At 34.2% G+C, this 21274-nt stretch carries 19 protein-coding genes and 1 pseudogene; 8 read left to right on the top strand and 12 right to left on the bottom strand.

Features of this window, described 5'->3' with window-relative positions; genetic code table 11:
* Positions 1-69: 69 nt before the first annotated feature.
* On the top strand, positions 70-984 hold the full coding sequence (locus AC0608_RS10900; RefSeq protein ID WP_478289068.1) for a TIGR01777 family oxidoreductase: 915 nt from the start codon (positions 70-72) through the stop codon (positions 982-984).
* A 2-nt stretch (positions 985-986) separates the two neighbouring features.
* Here AC0608_RS10900 and AC0608_RS10895 read toward each other — a convergent pair whose 3' ends face one another.
* The 5 genes and pseudogenes from AC0608_RS10895 to AC0608_RS10875 form a co-directional block, all read right to left on the bottom strand.
* Positions 987-1526 (bottom strand): YceI family protein, encoded by a 540-nt coding sequence (locus tag AC0608_RS10895; RefSeq protein ID WP_417960571.1) that lies wholly within the window; start codon positions 1524-1526, stop codon positions 987-989.
* A gap of 188 nt (positions 1527-1714) precedes the next feature.
* The gene (locus AC0608_RS10890; RefSeq protein WP_417960573.1) at positions 1715-2260 is read right to left on the bottom strand and encodes an acyl-CoA thioesterase; all 546 of its coding nucleotides are present in this window, start codon (positions 2258-2260) and stop codon (positions 1715-1717) included.
* Positions 2261-2626, bottom strand: coding sequence for a 6-phosphogluconate dehydrogenase (locus tag AC0608_RS10885; protein ID WP_417960575.1), 366 nt, complete (start codon positions 2624-2626; stop codon positions 2261-2263).
* Between the two features lie 7 nt (positions 2627-2633).
* On the bottom strand, positions 2634-4004 hold the full coding sequence (locus AC0608_RS10880) for a DNA recombination protein RmuC (RefSeq protein WP_478289067.1): 1371 nt from the start codon (positions 4002-4004) through the stop codon (positions 2634-2636).
* Between the two features lie 299 nt (positions 4005-4303).
* Positions 4304-4879 (bottom strand): annotated as a pseudogene (locus tag AC0608_RS10875) (ATP-binding protein); the annotation flags it as partial.
* Positions 4880-5466: 587 nt separating this feature from the next.
* Between AC0608_RS10875 and AC0608_RS10870 the strand changes: the two are divergent.
* On the top strand, positions 5467-6756 hold the full coding sequence (locus tag AC0608_RS10870) for a M28 family peptidase (RefSeq protein WP_478289066.1): 1290 nt from the start codon (positions 5467-5469) through the stop codon (positions 6754-6756).
* Positions 6757-6771: 15 nt separating this feature from the next.
* Positions 6772-7938 (top strand): ATP-grasp domain-containing protein, encoded by a 1167-nt coding sequence (locus AC0608_RS10865; RefSeq protein ID WP_478289065.1) that lies wholly within the window; start codon positions 6772-6774, stop codon positions 7936-7938.
* Between the two features lie 466 nt (positions 7939-8404).
* Here the strand turns inward: AC0608_RS10865 and carB are convergent, their stop codons facing one another.
* Positions 8405-11257 carry a carbamoyl-phosphate synthase large subunit gene (gene carB, locus AC0608_RS10860; protein WP_417960583.1) on the bottom strand — a complete coding sequence of 951 codons (2853 nt, stop codon included), beginning with the start codon at positions 11255-11257 and terminating at the stop codon, positions 8405-8407.
* Between the two features lie 153 nt (positions 11258-11410).
* Positions 11411-11572, bottom strand: coding sequence for a 50S ribosomal protein L34 (rpmH, locus tag AC0608_RS10855; RefSeq protein WP_007136275.1), 162 nt, complete (start codon positions 11570-11572; stop codon positions 11411-11413).
* A gap of 164 nt (positions 11573-11736) precedes the next feature.
* On the opposite strand from rpmH, the gene AC0608_RS10850 reads away from it, so the two are divergent.
* Positions 11737-12252, top strand: a complete 516-nt coding sequence (locus AC0608_RS10850) for a DUF2892 domain-containing protein (RefSeq protein WP_417960585.1) — start codon at positions 11737-11739, stop codon at positions 12250-12252.
* A 203-nt stretch (positions 12253-12455) separates the two neighbouring features.
* On the opposite strand, the gene AC0608_RS10845 is transcribed toward AC0608_RS10850, so the two are convergent.
* Together AC0608_RS10845 and AC0608_RS10840 are read right to left on the bottom strand one after the other, a co-directional pair.
* Entirely contained in the window at positions 12456-13349 is an 894-nt protein-coding gene (locus AC0608_RS10845; RefSeq protein WP_417960587.1) for a lytic transglycosylase domain-containing protein, read from the bottom strand.
* A gap of 22 nt (positions 13350-13371) precedes the next feature.
* Complete coding sequence (locus tag AC0608_RS10840) at positions 13372-14055, bottom strand: alpha/beta fold hydrolase (RefSeq protein WP_478289064.1); 684 nt, start codon at positions 14053-14055, stop codon at positions 13372-13374.
* 841 nt (positions 14056-14896) lie between these two features.
* On the opposite strand from AC0608_RS10840, the gene AC0608_RS10835 reads away from it, so the two are divergent.
* Positions 14897-15181, top strand: a complete 285-nt coding sequence (locus AC0608_RS10835) for a GNAT family N-acetyltransferase (protein WP_417961233.1) — start codon at positions 14897-14899, stop codon at positions 15179-15181.
* A gap of 61 nt (positions 15182-15242) precedes the next feature.
* Here AC0608_RS10835 and AC0608_RS10830 read toward each other — a convergent pair whose 3' ends face one another.
* Complete coding sequence (locus AC0608_RS10830; protein WP_478289063.1) at positions 15243-16877, bottom strand: ABC-F family ATP-binding cassette domain-containing protein; 1635 nt, start codon at positions 16875-16877, stop codon at positions 15243-15245.
* A 383-nt stretch (positions 16878-17260) separates the two neighbouring features.
* On the opposite strand from AC0608_RS10830, the gene AC0608_RS10825 reads away from it, so the two are divergent.
* Positions 17261-17794, top strand: coding sequence for a murein L,D-transpeptidase catalytic domain family protein (locus AC0608_RS10825; protein WP_417960593.1), 534 nt, complete (start codon positions 17261-17263; stop codon positions 17792-17794).
* Positions 17795-17867: 73 nt separating this feature from the next.
* On the opposite strand, the gene AC0608_RS10820 is transcribed toward AC0608_RS10825, so the two are convergent.
* Together AC0608_RS10820 and AC0608_RS10815 are read right to left on the bottom strand one after the other, a co-directional pair.
* On the bottom strand, positions 17868-19043 hold the full coding sequence (locus AC0608_RS10820) for a GlmU family protein (protein WP_478289062.1): 1176 nt from the start codon (positions 19041-19043) through the stop codon (positions 17868-17870).
* Positions 19044-19198: 155 nt separating this feature from the next.
* Positions 19199-19450: a type B 50S ribosomal protein L31 gene (locus AC0608_RS10815; protein ID WP_066077760.1), complete on the bottom strand. Its 252-nt coding sequence runs from the start codon at positions 19448-19450 to the stop codon at positions 19199-19201.
* A gap of 241 nt (positions 19451-19691) precedes the next feature.
* Between AC0608_RS10815 and AC0608_RS10810 the strand changes: the two genes are divergently transcribed.
* Positions 19692-20222 (top strand): DUF4199 domain-containing protein, encoded by a 531-nt coding sequence (locus tag AC0608_RS10810; RefSeq protein ID WP_417960597.1) that lies wholly within the window; start codon positions 19692-19694, stop codon positions 20220-20222.
* 6 nt (positions 20223-20228) lie between these two features.
* Positions 20229-21188 (top strand): glycosyltransferase family 2 protein, encoded by a 960-nt coding sequence (locus AC0608_RS10805; protein WP_478289061.1) that lies wholly within the window; start codon positions 20229-20231, stop codon positions 21186-21188.
* Positions 21189-21274 lie beyond the last annotated feature (86 nt).

Below are 21274 nucleotides of genomic sequence, written 5' to 3'. Positions count from 1 at the left end.
TATTTTAATATAGTTAAACAAAATTTAATATAATTTTATGTCAGCATAAATCATTAGCTTTACACTATTATGAAAAAAAATATTTTAATAAGCGGCGGATCTGGATTTATCGGTAAACATTTAATGCGTTTATTGATTGCAAAAGGATACTCAGTTTCTATCTTGAGTAGAAGTGAAAAAGAGAATAAAGAAGACGTTTTCTATTATAAGTGGGATGTGCCTAATCAGACTATAGAGGAAGATGCCGTTTTAAATGCAGATTATATAATTCATCTTGCAGGAGAGAATATTGCGGAAAAAAGATGGACTGCTAAACGAAAAGCAGCTATTATCGACAGTCGGGAAAAATCATCATACCTTATATACACCGTATTAAAAAAACATCATAAAAAGCTTGATGCTTTTATTTCTGCCTCAGCTGTAGGTATATATGGTGCTGTCAATGGTCCAGAAATTTGTACTGAGGATATGGCTCCTGCAAATGATTTCCTTGGATATACCTGTCAAAAGTGGGAAAACTCTTTGGATCTTATCGAAAACTTAAACATTCGCACCGTTAAAATCCGAACAGGATTAGTTCTAGGAAAAAATGACGGTTTTCTAAAGAAACTGATTCCTTTGTTTCAGTATAGATTAGGCGCTGCACTGGGCTCTGGTAAGCAATACATGCCTTGGATTCATGTAGAAGATCTATGCAATATATACCTTCAAGCCATTGTTTCTGCTGAAATGGCAGGCCCTTATAATGCAGCAGTAAATGACAATACAACAAATACTATTTTTTCTAAAACATTAGCGCGTCTTTTCGGATACTCAATTTGGTTGCCTAATGTCCCTACATTTGTCTTGCAGTTCGCAATGGGGGAAATGGCAAAAATAGTATTGACAGGTCGGAGAATTTCTTCTGATAAAATTGAACAAGCCGGTTTCAAATTTAAATTTAAAAACCTAGAAGACGCACTGAAAGATTGTTTAACAAAATAGAATTATTGTAAGACACAAATAATTTGAGTGCTTACTTCTTTTGATATTTTGCTACGTACTATAAAAGGAATTTCAATATTAAAATCATCTGTATTTAAAAGAAATGCGGAATAGAGTTCAATTCCTGTGTTCACTTTTTTAAGATTCCCATTGATCACTATTTTTTTAGTTCGTCCCCGTATGGTTATTTTTCCATTAATTTGATACTGGGTTCCGTCTAAATTAAGGTTTTTTAAATCAAATTTTTCAATTTTACCTTTAAACACGGCTCTAGGGAAACGATTGCTTTCCATATAGTTTTTATTAAAATGATCTTGCATCAAATCTCTTTTAAACTTAAAATCTTTGATGGTTATCCAACAAGCAATTTCACCCGTTTTAGTTATCAAAATACAGGTTGTTTTTTCATTTATTGCTTTCACTTCTTCAAATAAAGGTATGGAAGCCTCAAAATTTGTAATTCCTACATAAGATACCATTTTTTCTTGTGCTGACAGTGCATTTGCAATAATGAGAAGCAGTATTTGAGCAATTTTTTTCATAACGATTTATGAATTAAATTACTTAAAGTTACAAAAAAAAGTGAAGAAATAAAAGCATTATCCCCCTGAAAAATAAGGAAATTAGTTATTTTTCATCTTTATTTTATCATAAAAAACGAAAAAAATTCATTGCTGAATTTTCTTAGATGATGCTTTTGAGAAAGTACATTACTACTACTTAATCCTCATTATAGTTGCAACTTGATATTGTATTTTTTTAAACTTTCTAAGGATTCTTTTGAAGTATAATCGAACTCTTCTTCATGGAGGTCTTTTTCCTTTTTTAAGGCAATTTGTTTGATGCAATTACAAAAACGACGAACATCATTACTATTCGATAAAATCAATCCAGGAACCAACATACTTTTTCCTGCACCGTCTTTAGCAACCATGGTAAAGTAAGAAGAATTACAATGTTTTATTTTACCCGTTTGGATATTCTCCGCTTCAACCCGAATCCCGATAATCATAGAGCTTTTACCAACATAATTGACACTTGCTTTCATTATTACCAGTTCACCAACTTCAATAGGTTTCAGGAAGTTTACGGTATCCACAGAGGCGGTTACACAATAATTCCCTGAAAATTTAGAGGCACAGGCAAATGCAATCTGATCGAGTAAAGACAAAATATAACCTCCGTGAATCTTCCCACTGAAATTTGTATGAGACGGCAACATCAATTCTGAAATACTGATATCTGACGAAGCGACTGTTTTGAAGATTCTATTCATTTATTTTATTTTAAAAGGAGAATTTACTTTTTTCACACTAGTAATAAAATAGCGTGTATCGCCCCACCATGGAAATGTTCTATAACGTTCCACATAACTCACCTGAACATACTGTCCTTCCATTTCTTTAAGATCAGCGATAACTTTCTCCTCGCTATCCAATACTGAAAAAGCAAAAATTTGTGCGCCAGAAATTCCCTGACTAATTTCTCCTTCCCATGTTTTGAAAGCAACTCCTTTGTTACTCACTTTTATCAATTCGCCTGAACGTACTCCTTCACTGTAAGTCGCATTGTATAAAAAAGTAAAATAACCTACAACTGACAATACTATTATTACCGTAACACCTATTAAAAATTTTCTCATTTTTTATTTAATTTAAAAACTGGTTTTCATCTTTTTCTGCTCGATTCAAGATACTTTCCGGAAGAGCTTTCTTTGCTTTTGCTCCCATTTTTTTCAATTTTTCGACACTTACAATCAGATTTCCTTTTCCTTCTACAAGCTTGTTCATAGCGCCACTGTATTCTATTTTACTTTCATCTATTTTCTTACCAATTTTGATCAAATCGGCAACAAATCCTTCAAATTTATCATACAAAGCCCCTGCCTGTCTTGCAATTTCTAACGCATTTTCCTGCTGTTTTTGATTCGTCCACATACTATCTATTGTGCGTAAAGTAGCCAATAGTGTAGCGGGAGTAACAATTACAATATTCTTTTCGAATGCTTTGTTATAAAGGCTGGTATCCTCATTAAGCGCCATCGCAAATGCGGGTTCTATTGGGATAAAAAGCAATACAAAATCCGGACTTTCTATTTGATATAAATCATGGTAATTTTTATTACCTAATTGCTCTACGTGACGTTTAATAGAACTTACGTGTTCTTTCAAATAACTGCTTTTTAAACTATCGTCTTCCTCATTGATGTACTTTTCATAAGCTGTTAAAGAAACTTTAGAATCGACAATCATTTTTTTACCATCAGGCAAATTAATAACCACATCAGGAAAAACACGATTTCCGTCTTCAGTAGTAAAGGCCTGCTGCACATCGTATTCACGTCCTTTCTCTAATCCTGATTTTTCAAGAACACGTTCCAAAACTAATTCTCCCCAATTCCCCTGCATCTTACTATCCCCTTTCAAAGCTTTCGTCAGGTTAATCGTTTCTTTACTCATTTGAATATTCATCTCCCGTAGGCCTACTATTTGTTGCCGTAAAGCAGCATGATAATCAATACTTTCTTTATGGGTATCTTCTACTTTCTTTTCAAATAATTGAATTTTATCCTGCAAAGGCGACAGAATGTTCTTCATATTTTCCTTATTTTGTTCCGTAAATTTATTCGACTTTTCTTCTAAAATTTTATTTGCGAGATTCTCGAATTCTTTTGTGAATTTTTCTTGTAATTTTTCTACCTCCTCTTTTTGCTCTTTATTGCGTTCCCAAAGATTCTCAAAATCGACTTCTTTTTTAGAAAGCTGGATGGCTAGACTGTCTTTTTCGTTACGGATGGTTTCTTTCTCCATATTAGAAACGAGTATTTGTTTTTCAACGATACTTTTGTCCACACTAATTTGCTCTTTTAGCTGATCAAATTGATTTGAGAAAGCAATCAATTTCTCTTCTAAACTTATTTTTTCTGACTGGAATCTAGCAGAGAAAATAAGTTTACCAAGGAAAATTCCAATAGCCAACGCAACAATGAAAATCAGTAAAAACGGAAGTATATTTGTCATAGAATTTCTTTTTGTAAGTTGGTAAAAATAAACAAAAGATTCCTAGTTTCTCCCGTGAAAGAAAAAATAGTATCACTAACTACAGTCTTTATCAGCACTAGATTTAAAAATATAAATGAACTCAAATAATTGTGTTCTTTCATTGCCACTATCCAATTTTTATACCTAGCATCGAATAATAACGTAAAATATACCCAACGCCTGTAAAACTGGAGGCTAAAAATAACTTTGAATAAAACGAAACACTTTATCATACAAAAAGCCCCGATTGGGGCTTTTTGTATGATAAAGTCAAGACATTATTTACTCAAATACATTTTTCTTCTGGAGTACAACTCGTAGAATTGATCGTCTTTTAAGTCGTCAATAAACAAGATGCTTTCTCCGGTTGATTTCATTTCTGGACCTAATGCTTTATTTATATTATGGAACTTGCTGAAAGAGAAAACCGGTTGTTTAATAGCGTATCCTTTTAGCTGTGGGTTGAAGGTAAAGTCGGTTACTTTATTGTGACCTAGCATTACTTTGGTCGCATAGTTCACATAAGGTTCTCCGTATGCTTTTGCAATAAATGGAACCGTACGGGATGCTCTGGGATTCGCTTCGATGATGTAAACGATATCGTCTTTTATCGCAAACTGAATGTTGATTAAACCAACGGTTCTCAAAGCCAACACAATATTTTTCGTATGGTCTTTTATTTGTTGCATTACAAACTCACCTAAGTTAAACGGTGGCAAAGTGGCGTTACTGTCTCCAGAGTGTAATCCTCATGGTTCCATGTGCTCCATAATCCCTATGATGTACACATTTTCTCCGTCACAAATTGCATCCGCTTCGGCTTCAATTGCTCCATTTAAATAATGGTCTAAAATCCCGATCCTGCGGGAGAACTGACGTTGGCAGTAATTGCAAAAAAAAAATCGGAATCTATATTTATTACTAACAAAAGAAGGTTTAGGTATGAGCGATGACCTTAATGCTACTCATAAACGGTTAAGAAACTAGGGTACAAAATAAAGTTCCAAATAGAATCGTTATGCGACACATTTCTTAGTAAACGAAACGGATTTACGTTATATTCGGAAATTATTAGAGCGTAATAGTAGAAAAACTCATAGTCAATGAAGTACTAAAAGTATTCAGCAAATAAAAAGTCATTTTGATGATTTGTAATAAAAGATTATCTATACATTTGGAAAGGCTGGGATATTCAATAGCGATTACAGACGGGCTGCCAATACTTACAGATCCTTTACGATTTTAAACTTTTCAATTTTTAAAAATAAACCTTATGAAATCCAAACAAATTCTTCTTTTAATATTATTTATTTCCACTTCGCTTTTTGCGCAAAGCACAGCACCACAAATAGATAAAATTAAGCAGCAAGATCTAAAAGATGATTTATATGAACTGGCGGGTGACGCCTTTCGGGGACGAAGAGGAGGAGAACTTGGCGAAATGCGAGCTTCTGTTTGGGTGGCTCAAAAGGCCCGTGAAGCTGGCCTTAAACCTGCAGGCGAAGATGGAACCTACTTCCAATTCTTTAATCTGAATCGCAGCCGTGTGGCCAATAGTAGTGCTGTTAGTGTAAATGGTAAAGCACTTGATCTTTGGAAAGAGATTTGGCCAACTAATTTGGTTGACACTACCCTAGAAGGATCCATAGTTTGGTTGGACAAAATACCGGATAATACTGTCGATCTGAAAGGTAAAATTGTAGCTATGAATATTATGCCTCCAACCCCCATTATTCAAGACTGGGTGAGCCTCTGGCAATACCGTTATACCGCTTCTGCCATGAACCAGCAGGGAAAAGAACTCCTCAGCCGCGGTGTTACTGCTATCATTTTTATTGCTGATGATACTGTAGAATCACTTATTTCGTTTACGGGATTTCATTATCAAGAAGGAAGTTATGGAATTGAAGGTACTGAATCCTCTACTGCAGCTACGGTACCAATTATATTGGCAAGTAAACAGTTAAAGAATATATTTTCTAAACAAGGCGCTTATTTAAAAACTAATTTGAAGGTAGAGAATTTTGACTATCCTTCTATTAATGTTATTGCAAAGGTTGATGGAACTGATCCTAAACTGAAAGAGGAATATGTTTTATTCAGCGGTCACCAGGACCATGACGGAGTAGGACCTGCTGTTAACGGTGATCCTATCTGGAACGGTGCTGATGATAATGCATCAGTAACTGTAGCGATGCTTGCAATAGGGAATGCATGGAGTGCACAACCCGCTAAGCGATCGGCTTTATTTGTGTGGCACGGATCCGAGGAAAGAGGTTTATTGGGTTCTCGCTATTTTGTTAGCCATCCCACCGTTAAACTGCCCTCCATAGTTGCTGTTTTAAATGGCGATATGATAGGACGCAATGCATCTGATTCTGCGGCGCTATTAGGCGTAACAGAACCTCATCTTAATTCTTCTGACCTTGTAGCTATCACTTTAGCAGCTAATAAAAGTATTGCTAACTTCAAAGTAGATACTTCTTGGGATGCTGCAGATCACCCAGAGAATTGGTACTTCCGAAGCGATCATCTTCCCTATGCTCAAGCTAATGTTCCTGCAATATTTTTCACCACCTTATTACACCCTGACTACCATACTCCTTTCGATAGCCCAGATAAAATTGACTATCTAAAACTGACTAAGATGACAAAGTGGATCTATGAAACCGGATGGAGAGTTGCTGAAAGTGCCAAACGTCCTGCTTTAACTATTGAAATAAAAAAGTAAAAAAAACTAACTATTATGTTCTTAATAGACAAGCCATTTGTTTCCGATTTTCTTATCAAAACAATAAAAGATAATAATTATAAAATAATTGCAACCAAAGTAGCAAAAGAATTGGTAAAAGATGATTCTTTGGCATGGATAGCCGAAGAGGAAGCAATCGCTTTACTAAAAAATAATCCAGAAATTTCTCTTTATAGCAATTCAGAGAACGCATTAGCTTGGATCGATCAATTATATGGAGAAAGTGAATTATCAAGTCAATTACAAGTTTTAAAAAATAAAGTAAAGTTTAGAGAACTTATAAAAGAGCTGTTTCCCGACTTTTATTTCAAGCAAATAAGTATTGATGAAATCCAACGATTGTCCGATGATGAAATTCGGTTCCCTTTTGTAATTAAACCTGCTGTTGGTTTCTTTAGCATAGGAGTTCATATAGTAGAAAATGAGAAAGACTGGATAAAAGCTAAAAGTGAGTTACAACCGGATAAACTTAAAAGTATATTTCCTGAAAATGTATTAAACACAAGTAATTTTATTATTGAAGAATTTATTCGTGGAGAAGAATATGCAATCGATTATTATTACGACAATAATGGAGATGCTGTTGTGTTAAACGTTTTACACCACCTCTTTTCATCCGGAACAGACACGAGTGATCGGGTTTATTCAACATCCAAAGCAATCATTGAAAAGTATAAAATTGATCTTGAATGTTTTTTAAGTAAAATTGGTAAAGAGTTACATTTAAAGAATTTCCCAGCTCATGCAGAAGTCCGCATAGATGAAAATGGGAAAATAATCCCCATCGAAGTAAACCCTTTACGCTTTGGTGGATTTTGCACCACGGCCGACCTTCTAGGAGTAACTTTAGGATTTAATGAATACAAATGCTTTTGTGAAAACAAAAAACCAGACTGGGATACTATATTTAAAGGAAAAGAGAATAAAACATTTAGTGTCATTGTTTTGGATAATAATTCGGGAATAATCCCTTCGGATATTTTAGGATTTAACTATTCAGATCTTGCTAAAGATTTTGAAAAACCGATAGTAATTAGAGAATTAGATATAAATAAATATCCTGTATTTGGATTTGCTTTTATTGAAAGTGCAGCCAGTAATAAAAAGGAATTAAATGATATTCTAACCTCTGATTTAAGAAAATATATAGTATCAAAATAAGGAAAATTTTAAAGCTCAAATAACTTTTTTTAGCGACATCTTTTATTAACTCTATGTCCTTGTTTGCTTTTATAAAAAATCATCATGAAAATAAGATATGAGATATTTTCCCCGCTAGCGCACGAACCAGACCGCGCGGATATCTAATTTTTTGGATAACGATAGCGGATTTGCAATCCGTTCCCACAAAGAGAATGATTCAGCGAGAAATCATGCTAGTTTCGAGAGTGGATTAGAGGTGGTTTTATTAAAATTATTTTGATATTATTTACGGGCACGGATTGCTAATCTGCGCTATTGAGTAAACAGGTATTTATTAGCGAATCTACCCACAAAAAAAAAACCCGCTCTCCGATATGTTCATCGGGAACGCTGTACACATCTAATCCTAAACTAATAACTATCAAACATTACTCCACAAAAAAAGCCCCAATCGGGGCTTTTTCACTATAACAAATTCAAGTTTCTATTTACTCAAATACATTTTTCTTCTAGAGTACAATTCGTAGAATTGATCGTCTTTCAAGTCATCAATAAACAAGATGCTCTCTCCTGTTGATTTCATTTCTGGTCCTAATGCTTTGTTCACATTATGGAATTTGCTGAAAGAGAAAACCGGTTGTTTGATTGCGTATCCTTTCAACTGTGGGTTGAAAGTAAAGTCGGTTACTTTATTGTGACCTAGCATTACTTTAGTCGCATAGTTCACATAAGGTTCTCCATATGCTTTCGCAATAAATGGAACCGTACGAGACGCTCTAGGATTTGCTTCAATGATGTAAACGATATCATCTTTTATCGCAAACTGAATGTTGATTAAACCAACGGTTCTCAGAGCCAATGCAATATTTTTGGTATGGTCTTTTATTTGTTGCATTACAAATTCACCTAAGTTAAACGGTGGTAAAGTGGCGTTACTATCTCCAGAGTGCACTCCACAAGGTTCGATGTGCTCCATAATTCCTATGATGTACACATTCTCCCCATCGCAAATCGCATCGGCTTCGGCTTCAATTGCACCATCCAAATAATGGTCTAAAAGCAATTTATTACCTGGAATCGTTTTCAATAAATTGATCACGTGCTCCTCTAATTCTTGCTTGTTGATTACAATCTTCATCCCCTGACCACCCAACACATAAGAAGGACGAATCAATAATGGAAAGTCTAAAACATCAGCCAAAGCAGATGCTTCATCAGCTGTTTCTGCAATCCCAAATTGTGGGAAAGGAATTTTTAAATCAGTTAAAAGTTCAGAGAAACGGCCTCTGTCTTCGGCTAAATCCAAAGCATCAAAACTAGTTCCTATAATTTTAATACCGTATTTAGACAGTTTTTCGGCCAATTTCAAGGCCGTTTGCCCACCTAATTGTACGATAACGCCTTCCGGTTTCTCATGTTGAATAATATCGTAAATATGTTCCCAAAAAACCGGTTCGAAATACAATTTATCAGCTGTATCAAAATCAGTCGAAACTGTTTCTGGATTACAGTTGATCATAATCGTTTCGTAACCACATTCTTTGGCGGCAAGCACACCGTGAACACAAGAATAATCAAATTCGATTCCTTGTCCAATTCTATTTGGGCCTGACCCAAGAACGATTATTTTCTTTTTATCTGTAACAACACTTTCGTTATCAACGTAACGAGTTCCATCTGCTTTTTCAATTTCGGCTTCAAAAGTTGAGTAATAGTAAGGCGTTTTCGCCTTGAATTCGGCCGCACAAGTATCTACTAATTTAAACACACGATTGATGTTCATTGTAGTACGCAAGGTGTGCACCTGGCTTTCCAGGCAACCTACCATGTGCGCAATTTGTCTGTCGGCGAACCCTTTTTGCTTTGCTTCCAACAACAACTCTCTTGGCAATGAATCTACTTTATAGTTTGAGATTTCTTTTTCTAACGTATACAGTTCTTCGTATTGTTTCAAGAACCACATATCAATTTTAGTGATTTCATGAATGCGGCTCAACGGAATCCCCATCGCGATAGCATCATAAATCACAAAAACACGATCCCAACTTGCAAAAGTCAGTTTCTCGATAATTTGTTCGTAATTCGTGTATCCTTTTCCGTCAGCACCCAAACCATTTCTTTTGATTTCTAATGATTGAGTCGCTTTGTGCAATGCTTCTTGGAACGAACGACCAATTCCCATTACTTCCCCAACGGATTTCATTTGAAGCCCTAAAGTTCGGTCAGCTCCTTCAAATTTATCAAAGTTCCAACGAGGAATTTTTACAATCACATAATCCAAAGTTGGTTCGAATAAAGCCGAAGTCGATTTGGTAATTTGATTTTGCAACTCGTCCAAGTTATATCCCAAAGCCAATTTAGAAGCAATTTTTGCAATAGGATACCCCGTTGCTTTAGATGCTAAAGCCGAAGAACGAGACACACGAGGATTGATTTCAATCGCTACAATGTCTTCCCTATCGTCAGGAGAAACAGCAAACTGCACGTTACAACCTCCAGCAAAATTTCCGATGCTACGCATCATCAAGATGGCATAATCACGCATTCTTTGAAAAGTCGTGTCTGACAAAGTCATGGCAGGCGCAACAGTGATGGAATCTCCGGTATGTATTCCCATTGGATCCATATTTTCAATAGAACAGATAATCACCACATTGTCATTTTTATCTCTCAAAAGTTCCAATTCGTATTCTTTCCAACCCATCAAAGCTTTATCAATTAAGACTTCGTGAATGGGTGATGCTTCTAAACCTCTAGTTAAAAGTTCATCAAAATCTTCTTTTTTATAAACGATAGCAGCTCCGGTTCCACCTAAAGTAAAAGAGGGACGGATTACTAAAGGAAAACCAAATTCCTGAGCAATTTCTTTTCCTCTAAGATAAGAAGTACATATTTCTGCAGGAGCAGATGGTACACCAATTTTTTTAAGCAATTGTTTGAACTGCTCACGGTCTTCGGTAATATTAATTGCGTTTACATCAACACCGATTAATTTAACTCCAAAATCTGCCCAAATCCCTTTTTCATCAGCTTCCAGACACAAGTTCAAAGCGGTTTGCCCGCCCATTGTAGGCAAAACGGCATCAATTTGAGGATGTGCTTTAAGGATTTCAATTATTGATTTTGTAGTCAGTGGCTTCAAGTAAACATGATCGGCCATAGTAGGGTCGGTCATAATCGTTGCCGGATTCGAGTTGATTAGAATCACTTCAATTCCTTCTTCACGAATAGATCGAGCAGATTGTGACCCTGCATAATCAAATTCGCAAGCCTGACCAATAACAATAGGACCTGAACCTATTATTAAAACTGATTTTATGGAAGTATCTTTTGGCATTGGATGTATTTGTGTTGTGTAGTTATTTTTTACAAAGATCAAAGTTATTCTACTTTAAACCCTTCACCTTTAATCTTATTCTTTTTTTAACGAATAGGTATAAAAAAAGGCGATACTAAAAAAAGTAACGCCTTATTTATGTTTATAGAAACATTATTTTTTGTGTCTTGGTTCGCAAGAAACAGTCAATTTATGTCTTCCTTTAGCTCTTCTACGCGCAAGAACTTTTCTTCCATTTGCAGAAGCCATTCTGTCCATAAATCCGTGCTTATTTCTTCTTTTTCTTTTCGATGGTTGAAACGTTCTTTTGCTCATTGCTTTGTATCTTTAAAATCTTATTTATATGTCTTCCTATTTTTGAATAACTGTTATTCTAAAACCGAGTGCAAATATACAAAGACTTTTTTTTCTCACAAGTAGTTTTGTAAAAATATTTTCAATTCATTTTACTATATTTGTGATCTTAAAATAAACACACTATGTTTCACAGAAATATTAAACTTATTATCGCCGGACTTATTATCGTTACTGGCATTTGGCAATTTACAGAAAGTAACATTGGTAACGGAATTTTCCTTCTTATATTAAGTGCAATTCCTATTTTCCTTTACTTCAAAAACGAATTCATCTTATTGGCCTTCTTAAAACTACGAAAACAAGATTTTGAAGGAGCTAAAAAATGGCTGGCTTATATTAAAAACCCTGAAACGGCTTTGATACAAAAACAACAAGGCTATTTTAATTACCTGCACGGAATCATGCTTTCGCAAACGAATATCAATCAAGCAGAAAAATATTTCAAAAAAGCAATTGAGTTAGGATTATCAATGGACATGGATTTAGCGGTAGCCAAATTAAATTTAGCCGGAGTTGCCATGACTCGCCGCCGAAAATTAGAAGCTACATCCCTATTGAATGAAGCCAAAAAATTAGACAAACAGAATATGTTGAAAGATCAGATTACGATGATGAAAGATCAAATGAAAAAAATATAATTTATTCTACTATTAAAAAAGGGTCAAATGATACACATTTGACCCTTTTTTATTTAATTTAATATGAATTATTATAAGTGCAAACAGACTCCCCTTTGTTTTAACAACCGTATAAAATATAAGTTTATTTAACCACTTAAAGATTTTAGTTTTTATGTCACTTATGTTTTCTTAAACCCCTTATATTGTTCAAAAAAAAACAGTTAATATCCTTTTAACGGAATTTCGATTTGGTATTTTTTACCAGTATCATTCAGCAATTTTGTTTCCCTGAGCCAAGGATTGTGTATTTTCAAAATCTTGTAGTTAATTCCCTGACCTTTGGCAAATGCTGCCAAGTCCGTAATGGAACTGTCAATTTCGATTTTTCTAGTAGGCAAAATTTCATACCGATCTTCTGGAAGTATTGTAAACCCATATTTTATAGGATTTTCCATAATTTCTTTCAACGCCAAAATTCTAAAAACATAACGGGACGTTTCTTCAGTAAGCAGTAAGTCATAATAATCAGATACTTTTTGAATCCCAATTTGCTTGTTTATTCCCGTCATTCCTCCATTATAGGAGGCTGCTGCCAAAGTCCAATTACCAAACTTCCCTTTAGCACTCAAAAAATAACTACAAGCTGCTTGAGTTGATTTCTCCAAATCATAACGCTGATCCACATTTTCACCGACTTCCATACCGCGTTCTTTTGCTGTCTCTGGCATAAATTGCCAAATCCCTCTTGCTCCAGCTGGCGAAACTACATTGACTAATCCACTTTCTATAACTGCCAGATATTTAAAATCATCCGGAATACCATTCTTTTTCAAAATTGGTTCAATGACAGGAAAAGCACGATTGGCTCTTTTTATAGCCAAAATAGTGGAAGCGTGTAAATTCACATTCACCAGCAATTCCCGATCAAATCGTTCTTTAACATCTGATATCGTTAAGGGTGTTGCTTCTCCTGCAAAATCCAATTTTACAGGAAAACTATAAACAATTGCTTCTTTGGCTTCTTTTACTTTCGCATCGTTGGTTGTTGCAAAAATGAATATCCCACTCGCAAAAATTACAGTAAGGATCAGAATAACTTTATAAATAGGCTTCATCTTTTCTTATTTTTTTTCGTAGTTACAAAAACACTTTGGCTTCTTTTTTTACTCCTAATATTAGAGATGGTAAGTTTTCATTCAACCATTTATATTTGTTTAGAATCATAATGTGTGTCCCGCCTTTTACAACGATACAATTCTTGATATATTTAATCGGAAAAACATCGTCTGCATCTCCATGAATGTGAATTACTTCTTCATCAATAACATTTCTATCCCATAAAATGACTTGTTCAACCGCCCAATTCAAATAGCCAATATCCCGAACCGAAAGAAATTTTTCATACAGCTTGAGTCGCTGATTCACTTTTTCTCCAAAAGAAAATTTAGCCAAGCTTTCAATATTTGCAAACAAACTCATGGGAATTAATTTATACGCTTTGGTGGTTTTAGCAATTTTTAATCTTCGCGGAAATTCAGCATTGCATTTTACACTCGAAATAATAATGACCTTTCGTGCTTTCACATATTTAGCCATTTCCTGGACTAAGATTCCCCCAAAAGAAACCCCAATCAAAACTGGATTTTCATGCTTTATTTTGGATGAAATTCTCTCTGCATAATTCATCAAGGATTCATCATCCAGTGGAATCTCCCATTCTAATAAATGAATTTGAAACACCGCTTCAGGGAGCACAATCCGCTCAAAAATAGCACTACTTGAAGCCAAACCTGGCATTAGATAAACCGGAATTCTACTCATAACTATTTAAAAAAATTACATCAAAACTTCACTCTTTAGGGCTAATTTTTTATAAAAATAATTTTTTTTATTGAAAACCATTCAATTACTCACTTTATATTACCAATAATTTATGACTGCTCAACTATTGGAATCATACAAAAGGAGCTCTACTAAATTTAATTGGCCTAAACTAATTTCCCTTTTTCTTTCGGCAAGTATTTGAATTCGGACGGTTTAAAATTTGGAATACTAAACACTAAAAATGACAACAATACAACTGAGGTAACCGGTTTTGAAAGACAAACTAATACAAAAAATTCTTTATGAAGCACAGATCTAAAGCACAATAAAAGTATGGAAAATGATAGCGTAATTAATTTTAATAAGTCCTAATAATCTTTACAGAATCCTAGAGAGGAACATTCCTAAGCGAATGCCTATTTGGAAAACAAAAACTAGTTTAAGCAGGATTGCATCTTTAGTCCCAAAACACAACACCAAGATACGACTACAAATCGTTTGATATTGAAAATCAAATCAATACCTTTGTAAACACTACTTAGTCAAATGATAAAAATGATAGTAACCTAGTTTAGGTCTACCAGAAACCCTTTTTTCATTTAGGAATATTCGATACTAATATCCATTTGATATAGAAGATTAAAATTCCTAGAACGGCGTTTCAACGTTTTGATAAACGGCGAAAATAGAGGGTAACTATTCCATTTTGAAGGCAAGAGATGCCATGGAAATAATATATTTTATATGCATTTAAAATTTATTTTATTCCCAAATCAAAAATATTTTTGGTAGAAATACCAATCAAAAAGAATTAATTATTATGGATACAGCGATGACCATGGAAATCAAAGACAATACTTTTGCAAGACAATTTGAGACTACTGTCAATCAAGGATTAGTTACTGTTGAATATTCGTTTCAGGAGAAGAAAATATTTTTAACAAAAATAAATGTCCCTGAATCATTCGAAGATGAAGAATTCGTTTCAAATTTTCTAAAAAACATTATGGAAATTGCGATAGAACGAAAATTTAAGGTTGTGCCAATTCTACCTAAAATAGTTCTGTTTTTCAAAAAAAATCCTGTTTACAAAGAATTACTTCCTCCGGGAATCAGACTGTAATTAAAAAGAGGCTGTATTTAAAATACAGCCTCTTTTTTAGTTTTTATAAACAATCCAAGGATTATTTTTCTATTTCTTTCATACTGTCCATTTTTTTGTGAGCTAAGAAACCGGCAATATCTTCAAAGTGTTCTACTACTCTTTTGTTCCCAAATTCAAAAACCTTAGTCGCTAATCCGTCTAAGAAATCTCTATCGTGTGAAACCAAGATTAAAGTTCCATCAAAATCTCGTAGTGCATCTTTGATAATGTCTTTGGTTTTCATATCCAAGTGATTTGAAGGCTCATCCAGAATCAATAAATTCACTGGTTCTAACAATAATTTTATCATTGCCAACCGCGTTTTCTCACCCCCGGAAAGCACTTTTACTTTTTTGGTAACGTCATCACCTTGAAACATAAAAGCGCCTAAAATGTCTTTAATTTTAGTTCGAACATCACCTACAGCAATATCATCAATAGTTTCAAAAATTGTAGCATTTTCGTTCAACAATGAAGCTTGATTTTGAGCAAAATAACCAATTTGTGCGTTATGACCAATTTCTAAACTTCCACCATTAATTTCAATTTCTTTCATAATGGCTTTAATCATTGTCGATTTGCCTTCCCCATTTTTGCCCACGAAAGCTACTTTTTCACCTCTTTCAATAACCATATTCGCATTCGAAAAAACCACATGATCGCCATACGACTTTGATAAATCCTTAACAATAACCGGATACTGTCCCGAACGTGCGGCAGGTGGAAATTTTAGCTTCAATGCCGAGGTATCAACCTCATCAACCTGAACAATAACGAGCTTTTCTAACATCTTAACACGAGACTGAACGGCGTCCGTTTTAGAAAATGTTCCTTTAAAACGATCGATAAAAGTCCGGTTATCGGCAATCATTCGTTGTTGCTCATCATAGGCTTTTTGCTGATGAATTCTTCTGTCTTTCCTAAGTTCCAGATAATGAGAATATTTGGCTTTGTAATCATAAATTCTTCCCATTGTTACCTCTATCGTACGATTGGTAATATTATCTACGAAAGCTTTATCATGAGAAATCACCACAACCGCTTTGGCAGAATTAATCAAGAAATCTTCTAGCCACTGAATACTTTCAATATCCATGTGGTTGGTAGGTTCATCCAGTAAAATTAAGTCTGGTTTTTGCAAAAGAATTTTGGCTAATTCTATCCGCATTCTCCAGCCTCCCGAAAATTCTGAAGTTTGACGACAAAAATCTTCGCGAACAAATCCCAAACCAATCAGGATTTTCTCGACTTCGGCTTCATAATTTACTTCTTCTATCGCATAGAATTTCTCACTTAAGTCAGAAACTCTTTCAATTAGTTTCATGTAAGCATCGCTTTCATAATCAGTACGAATCGTCAATTGCTCATTGATTTCATCGATTTCAGCTTTCATTCCAAAAACTTCTCCAAAAGCTTTAGAGGTTTCTTCCATCACCGTTGCGCCATCTGTAGTCAATAAATGCTGAGGCAAATAAGCTACAACAGCATCTTTTGGTGCCGAAATATTACCTGTTGAAGGCTTGCTTTGCCCTGCTATAATTTTTAGCAGTGTCGATTTTCCTGCTCCATTTTTACCCATCAAGGCAATTTTATCATTTTCGTTTATAGCAAAAGAAACATCGCTAAAAAGTGTCGTACCACCAAACTGTACAGAAATATCGTTAACTGTAATCATTATTTTAGTTTAAAGTTAATGTTCAAAAGTTGTACTTTATGTTTCGCAATCGAACATTTTTTTTGAAAGTGCAAATATAGTTTAATTCAGTAGTTGAACAATTGAAATAGTATATAACAATTTTAATTAAAAAAATAAAAATTTATTAGAAAAACGTCAATATTTTTTATAGTTTTGTAATCTGATTAACAGTTACTTACGTGATTTTAAAAATCTATTTCTTTATAAAAAAAATCTTAGAAAAACAACAAACCCCTGAATCGTGAACCCGATATCAATCCGCGTTTAAGCCCCATGAAAACAGGAAATTCATATTGTAAAACAACACTATTAAAACTATAAACTTAAAGTTTGGGCCTAAAGGAAATTTTAAAAATCAGTTCATGAAAAAAATTATTACGCTACTTTTTCTATGCATTTTCAATTGCATAGCAGCTCAAGACAACGCCGAAATTGTAAAAAAGGCAACCGAAATACAAACTAAATGGGGTTTTAAAGCCAAGAATAAAAATATTATTACACTAATTGATTTTTCTAAGTCAATAGAGGAAGCAAGGCTTTATGTCATCGACTTAAAAAATAGCAAGGTCTTGCTCATTAGCAATGTCGACCATGGCTCTGGATCAGGAACCGGACTAACACCTAAATCATTTAGCAATACGGTGGGAAGCAACGCAACCTCACTAGGCTGTTATGTTACTTTACAAACTTACAAAGGCGCTTGGGGTTATTCTTTAAAACTAAACGGGTTGGAAAGCGATAAAAACTCAAATGCTTTGAAAAGAAACATCGTAGTCCATTCGTCAAAAAGAATGTACAGTAAATTTAGCTTGGGCTGTTTTTCTGTTCCAGATATCAATGCCACCACCCTAATTGATTTGATAAAAGACGGCTCGTTAGTGTACGCTTATCAATAAACAGCCAAAAAATAATGTATTTAAAACAAAAAAGCCCCACAAGAGGCTTTTATATCATGTGAAAATTGATGTGTTATTCTTTTCTCCACTTTTTAGATTCCTCAAAAATGTGTTCAAGAATTGCAGCCTCTCTTTCATCGAAATCTACGTTTCGACGGCTCATTACTAATCTTGCCGTTTCAAAAGCTTTCTTGGTGATGTAGGTAGTAAAGCCAGAAGCACCACCCCAAGAAAAACTAGGCACAAAATTGCGGGGAAATCCGCTACCAAAAATATTAGCACTCACTCCTACTACTGTTCCCGTATTGAACATGGTGTTAATACCGCACTTGCTGTGGTCTCCCATCATTAAACCGCAAAACTGAAGTCCGGTTTTAGCAAATCCCTCGGTTTCATAGCTCCACAATTTTACTTCTTCGTAATTATTTTTTAGATTCGAATTATTACTGTCGGCTCCAATATTACACCATTCGCCAAGTACCGAATTTCCTAAAAACCCATCATGCCCTTTATTAGAATACCCAAATAATACAGAGTTATTAACTTCGCCTCCAACTCTAGAATGCGGCCCTACTGTTGTGGCGCCATATATTTTTGATGCCATCTTTACCGATGCATTTTCACACAAAGCAAAAGGACCTCTAATGACTGAACCTTCCATAATTTCTGAATCCTTGCCTATATATATTGGCCCCATTGAAGCATTTAAAGTAACAAACTCCAACTTTGCCCCTTCTTCAATAAATATATTTTCAGGTGCAATTACATTGACACTTTTAGGAATAGGCTGTGAAGTTCTGTCTTCGGTCAAGAATTCAAAATCTTCCCGAATAGCGGCATCATTTTTAGAAAAAATATCCCAAGTGTTTTGAACTGTTAAGCAATCAGTAGTATATTCAATAATTTCATAGGTATCAAAATCTACTTCTTCCTGCTCTTCATTAGTATAGAAAGCAATCACTTCCTCCCCTTTAAAAATAGCCTGATTGGGTTCCAGATTGCCAACCATCTCTACTAATAAATCATTAGGAAGAAAGGAAGCGTTTATCATTACATTTTGCTCTAATTCTACCATTGGAAATTTCTCTGATAAATAGTCCTCTGTCAACGTAGTTGTAGTAGAGCCCAGACGCATTTCCCACTTTTGACGAATCGTCATGATACCAATAAGAATATCTGCAACTGGACGTGTGAAAGTAAAAGGCAATAAGGCATTTCTAGCAGGTCCGTCAAAAAGTATGTAATTCATAAAAACTGTTTATTTAGTTATTTGATTCATCGAAAATTAATTATAACAATTCCCATTTAATATTCTTAACCCCAAAGTTACAACGTTTTCAAATAGATAAAAATAAAAAAGCCTCCCAAAAGGAAGGCTTAATTGTATTTAAAAACAAGCTTTTATTATTTAGCGTGTTTAGCGTACTTAGTTTTGAATTTATCAATACGTCCTGCAGTATCGATAAGTTTAGATTTACCTGTGTAAAAAGGGTGAGAAGTTCTAGAGATCTCCATTTTTACAACTGGGTATTCAACACCGTCAACTGTTAATGTTTCTCTTGTATCTGCAGTAGATTTAGTAATAAAAACTTCGTCATTTGACATGTCTTTAAATGCAACTAATCTGTAATTTTCTGGGTGAATTCCTTTTTTCATCTTGTTAATCTTTTTTATTTGTTAATTATAACTTGTCTTGAAGCTTTTCTTCTAACAGAAAAGGTATAAACGCATTATAACTTTTTGTTTTACAATATTATTTTGAGTTTGCAAATTTACAATTTTTTTCCAATAATCAAATCTTTGCAACACTTTTTTTATATAATCGTAAAAAGCGATTTTTAGCTACGAATATATTGGGAATTGTTATATTTGTGGTCTAATCCTAAAAACTATAACAATGGTAAATGAAATCATTAAAAGAAACGGAATTACTTTTGGAGTAATAATTGGAATTGTTTCTGCATTAATTACAGCAACTATATATGCTATTGATTTAAACCTCTTTACTTCATGGTGGATTGGAGCTTTGAGCATTGTTACTTACTTGGTAATAGGAATAGTATTACTGACAAAAACAAAAAAAGACCTTCAAAATGTTTTTACTTTTAAAGATGCTTTTACTACCTATTTTATCGCTACTCTTATCGGTATTTTAATTTCTACTTTTTTTAATGTTCTTTTATTCAACTTTATTGACCCTTCTGCTAAAGAAACTTTAAATGAATTAATGATTAAATATACGGTCAACATGCTTCAAAAATTTGGTACACCAGCATCAGCAATTAATGAAGCTATAGCCAAATTAAAAGAAAACAATCCTTATTCTACTTTAGAGTTACTTAAAGGTTCTGTCTTTAGTATTGTTTTCAGTTCTATTTTCGGATTAATTTTAGCAGCATTCTTCAAAAGCAAATCTACACAAGAATAAATAGTAATGAATTTATCAATACTCATACCGCTTCTTAATGAAGAGGAATCGCTTAATGAACTATACAACTGGATCTTCAAAGTGATGCAATCTCATAATTATACGTACGAAATCATTTTTCTGGATGATGGTAGTACCGATAATTCATGGACTATTATCGAAGGATTTGCTAATGAAAATCCCCATGTAAAAGGCGTTCGTTTCATGAAAAATTTCGGGAAATCACAAGCGTTGCATGCTGGTTTTGCAAAAGCGAAAGGCGATGTTATTATCACTATGGATGCCGACTTGCAAGACAGCCCAGAGGAAATCCCGGGACTGTACGACATGATTACCACTGGCAACTATGATTTGGTTTCCGGATGGAAAAAGAAACGCTACGATTCCGTGGTGGCAAAAAACTTGCCGTCTAAATTATTCAATTGGGCTGCCAGAAAAACTTCGGGAGTGGAATTGAATGATTTCAATTGTGGACTGAAAGCCTACAAAAATATTGTGGTAAAAAACATTGAAGTTTCAGGTGAAATGCACCGATACATTCCAGTTTTGGCAAAAAATGCTGGTTTTGGAAAAATCGGCGAAAAAGTAGTGCAGCATCAAGCGCGAAAATATGGTGAAACCAAATTTGGTATGGAACGTTTCATTAATGGTTTTCTGGATTTAATTACCATTTGGTTTCTTTCCCGTTTTGGAAAAAGACCGATGCATTTATTTGGTGCTATGGGATCGTTGATGTTTATCATCGGATTTATGCTTGCCGGATACATTGGAATTTCTAAACTATACCACATGTACAATGACATGCGCTATAGTTTGGTTACGAGTAATCCTTGGTTTTACATTGCTCTTACCACAATGATTTTGGGAACACAATTATTTTTAGCAGGGTTTCTTGGCGAAATAATTTTACGAACAAAAAACAATGAAGAGCGCTATAAAGTGTCAAGTGAGGTTAATTTTTTATAGTTTTAACTAAAACTAAATGAAAAGACAATTTTTCTTGTGTAACTAATTACTAGCCCTGATAACAGCGGCATCCTTTTTCTTTTTTT

Source organism: Flavobacterium sp. GNP008 (assembly GCF_056428965.1).
This window is presented reverse-complemented; position numbering and strand designations above follow the sequence as displayed.

What these genes read in the sequence shown, in the direction of transcription:
- AC0608_RS10895 (WP_417960571.1), bottom strand. Translation starts at nt 1,526, where the DNA reads ATGAAAAAAATTGCTCAAATACTGCTTCTCATTATTGCAAATGCACTG.
- AC0608_RS10835 (WP_417961233.1), top strand. Translation starts at nt 14,897, where the DNA reads ATGGAAATCAAAGACAATACTTTTGCAAGACAATTTGAGACTACTGTC.
- AC0608_RS10885 (WP_417960575.1), bottom strand. Translation starts at nt 2,626, where the DNA reads ATGAGAAAATTTTTAATAGGTGTTACGGTAATAATAGTATTGTCAGTT.
- AC0608_RS10810 (WP_417960597.1), top strand. Translation starts at nt 19,692, where the DNA reads ATGGTAAATGAAATCATTAAAAGAAACGGAATTACTTTTGGAGTAATA.
- AC0608_RS10850 (WP_417960585.1), top strand. Translation starts at nt 11,737, where the DNA reads ATGTTTCACAGAAATATTAAACTTATTATCGCCGGACTTATTATCGTT.
- AC0608_RS10890 (WP_417960573.1), bottom strand. Translation starts at nt 2,260, where the DNA reads ATGAATAGAATCTTCAAAACAGTCGCTTCGTCAGATATCAGTATTTCA.
- AC0608_RS10865 (WP_478289065.1), top strand. Translation starts at nt 6,772, where the DNA reads ATGTTCTTAATAGACAAGCCATTTGTTTCCGATTTTCTTATCAAAACA.
- AC0608_RS10845 (WP_417960587.1), bottom strand. Translation starts at nt 13,349, where the DNA reads ATGAAGCCTATTTATAAAGTTATTCTGATCCTTACTGTAATTTTTGCG.
- AC0608_RS10805 (WP_478289061.1), top strand. Translation starts at nt 20,229, where the DNA reads ATGAATTTATCAATACTCATACCGCTTCTTAATGAAGAGGAATCGCTT.
- rpmH (WP_007136275.1), bottom strand. Translation starts at nt 11,572, where the DNA reads ATGAGCAAAAGAACGTTTCAACCATCGAAAAGAAAAAGAAGAAATAAG.
- AC0608_RS10840 (WP_478289064.1), bottom strand. Translation starts at nt 14,055, where the DNA reads ATGAGTAGAATTCCGGTTTATCTAATGCCAGGTTTGGCTTCAAGTAGT.
- AC0608_RS10825 (WP_417960593.1), top strand. Translation starts at nt 17,261, where the DNA reads ATGAAAAAAATTATTACGCTACTTTTTCTATGCATTTTCAATTGCATA.
- carB (WP_417960583.1), bottom strand. Translation starts at nt 11,257, where the DNA reads ATGCCAAAAGATACTTCCATAAAATCAGTTTTAATAATAGGTTCAGGT.
- AC0608_RS10830 (WP_478289063.1), bottom strand. Translation starts at nt 16,877, where the DNA reads ATGATTACAGTTAACGATATTTCTGTACAGTTTGGTGGTACGACACTT.
- AC0608_RS10880 (WP_478289067.1), bottom strand. Translation starts at nt 4,004, where the DNA reads ATGACAAATATACTTCCGTTTTTACTGATTTTCATTGTTGCGTTGGCT.
- AC0608_RS10815 (WP_066077760.1), bottom strand. Translation starts at nt 19,450, where the DNA reads ATGAAAAAAGGAATTCACCCAGAAAATTACAGATTAGTTGCATTTAAA.
- AC0608_RS10900 (WP_478289068.1), top strand. Translation starts at nt 70, where the DNA reads ATGAAAAAAAATATTTTAATAAGCGGCGGATCTGGATTTATCGGTAAA.
- AC0608_RS10820 (WP_478289062.1), bottom strand. Translation starts at nt 19,043, where the DNA reads ATGAATTACATACTTTTTGACGGACCTGCTAGAAATGCCTTATTGCCT.
- AC0608_RS10870 (WP_478289066.1), top strand. Translation starts at nt 5,467, where the DNA reads ATGCGAGCTTCTGTTTGGGTGGCTCAAAAGGCCCGTGAAGCTGGCCTT.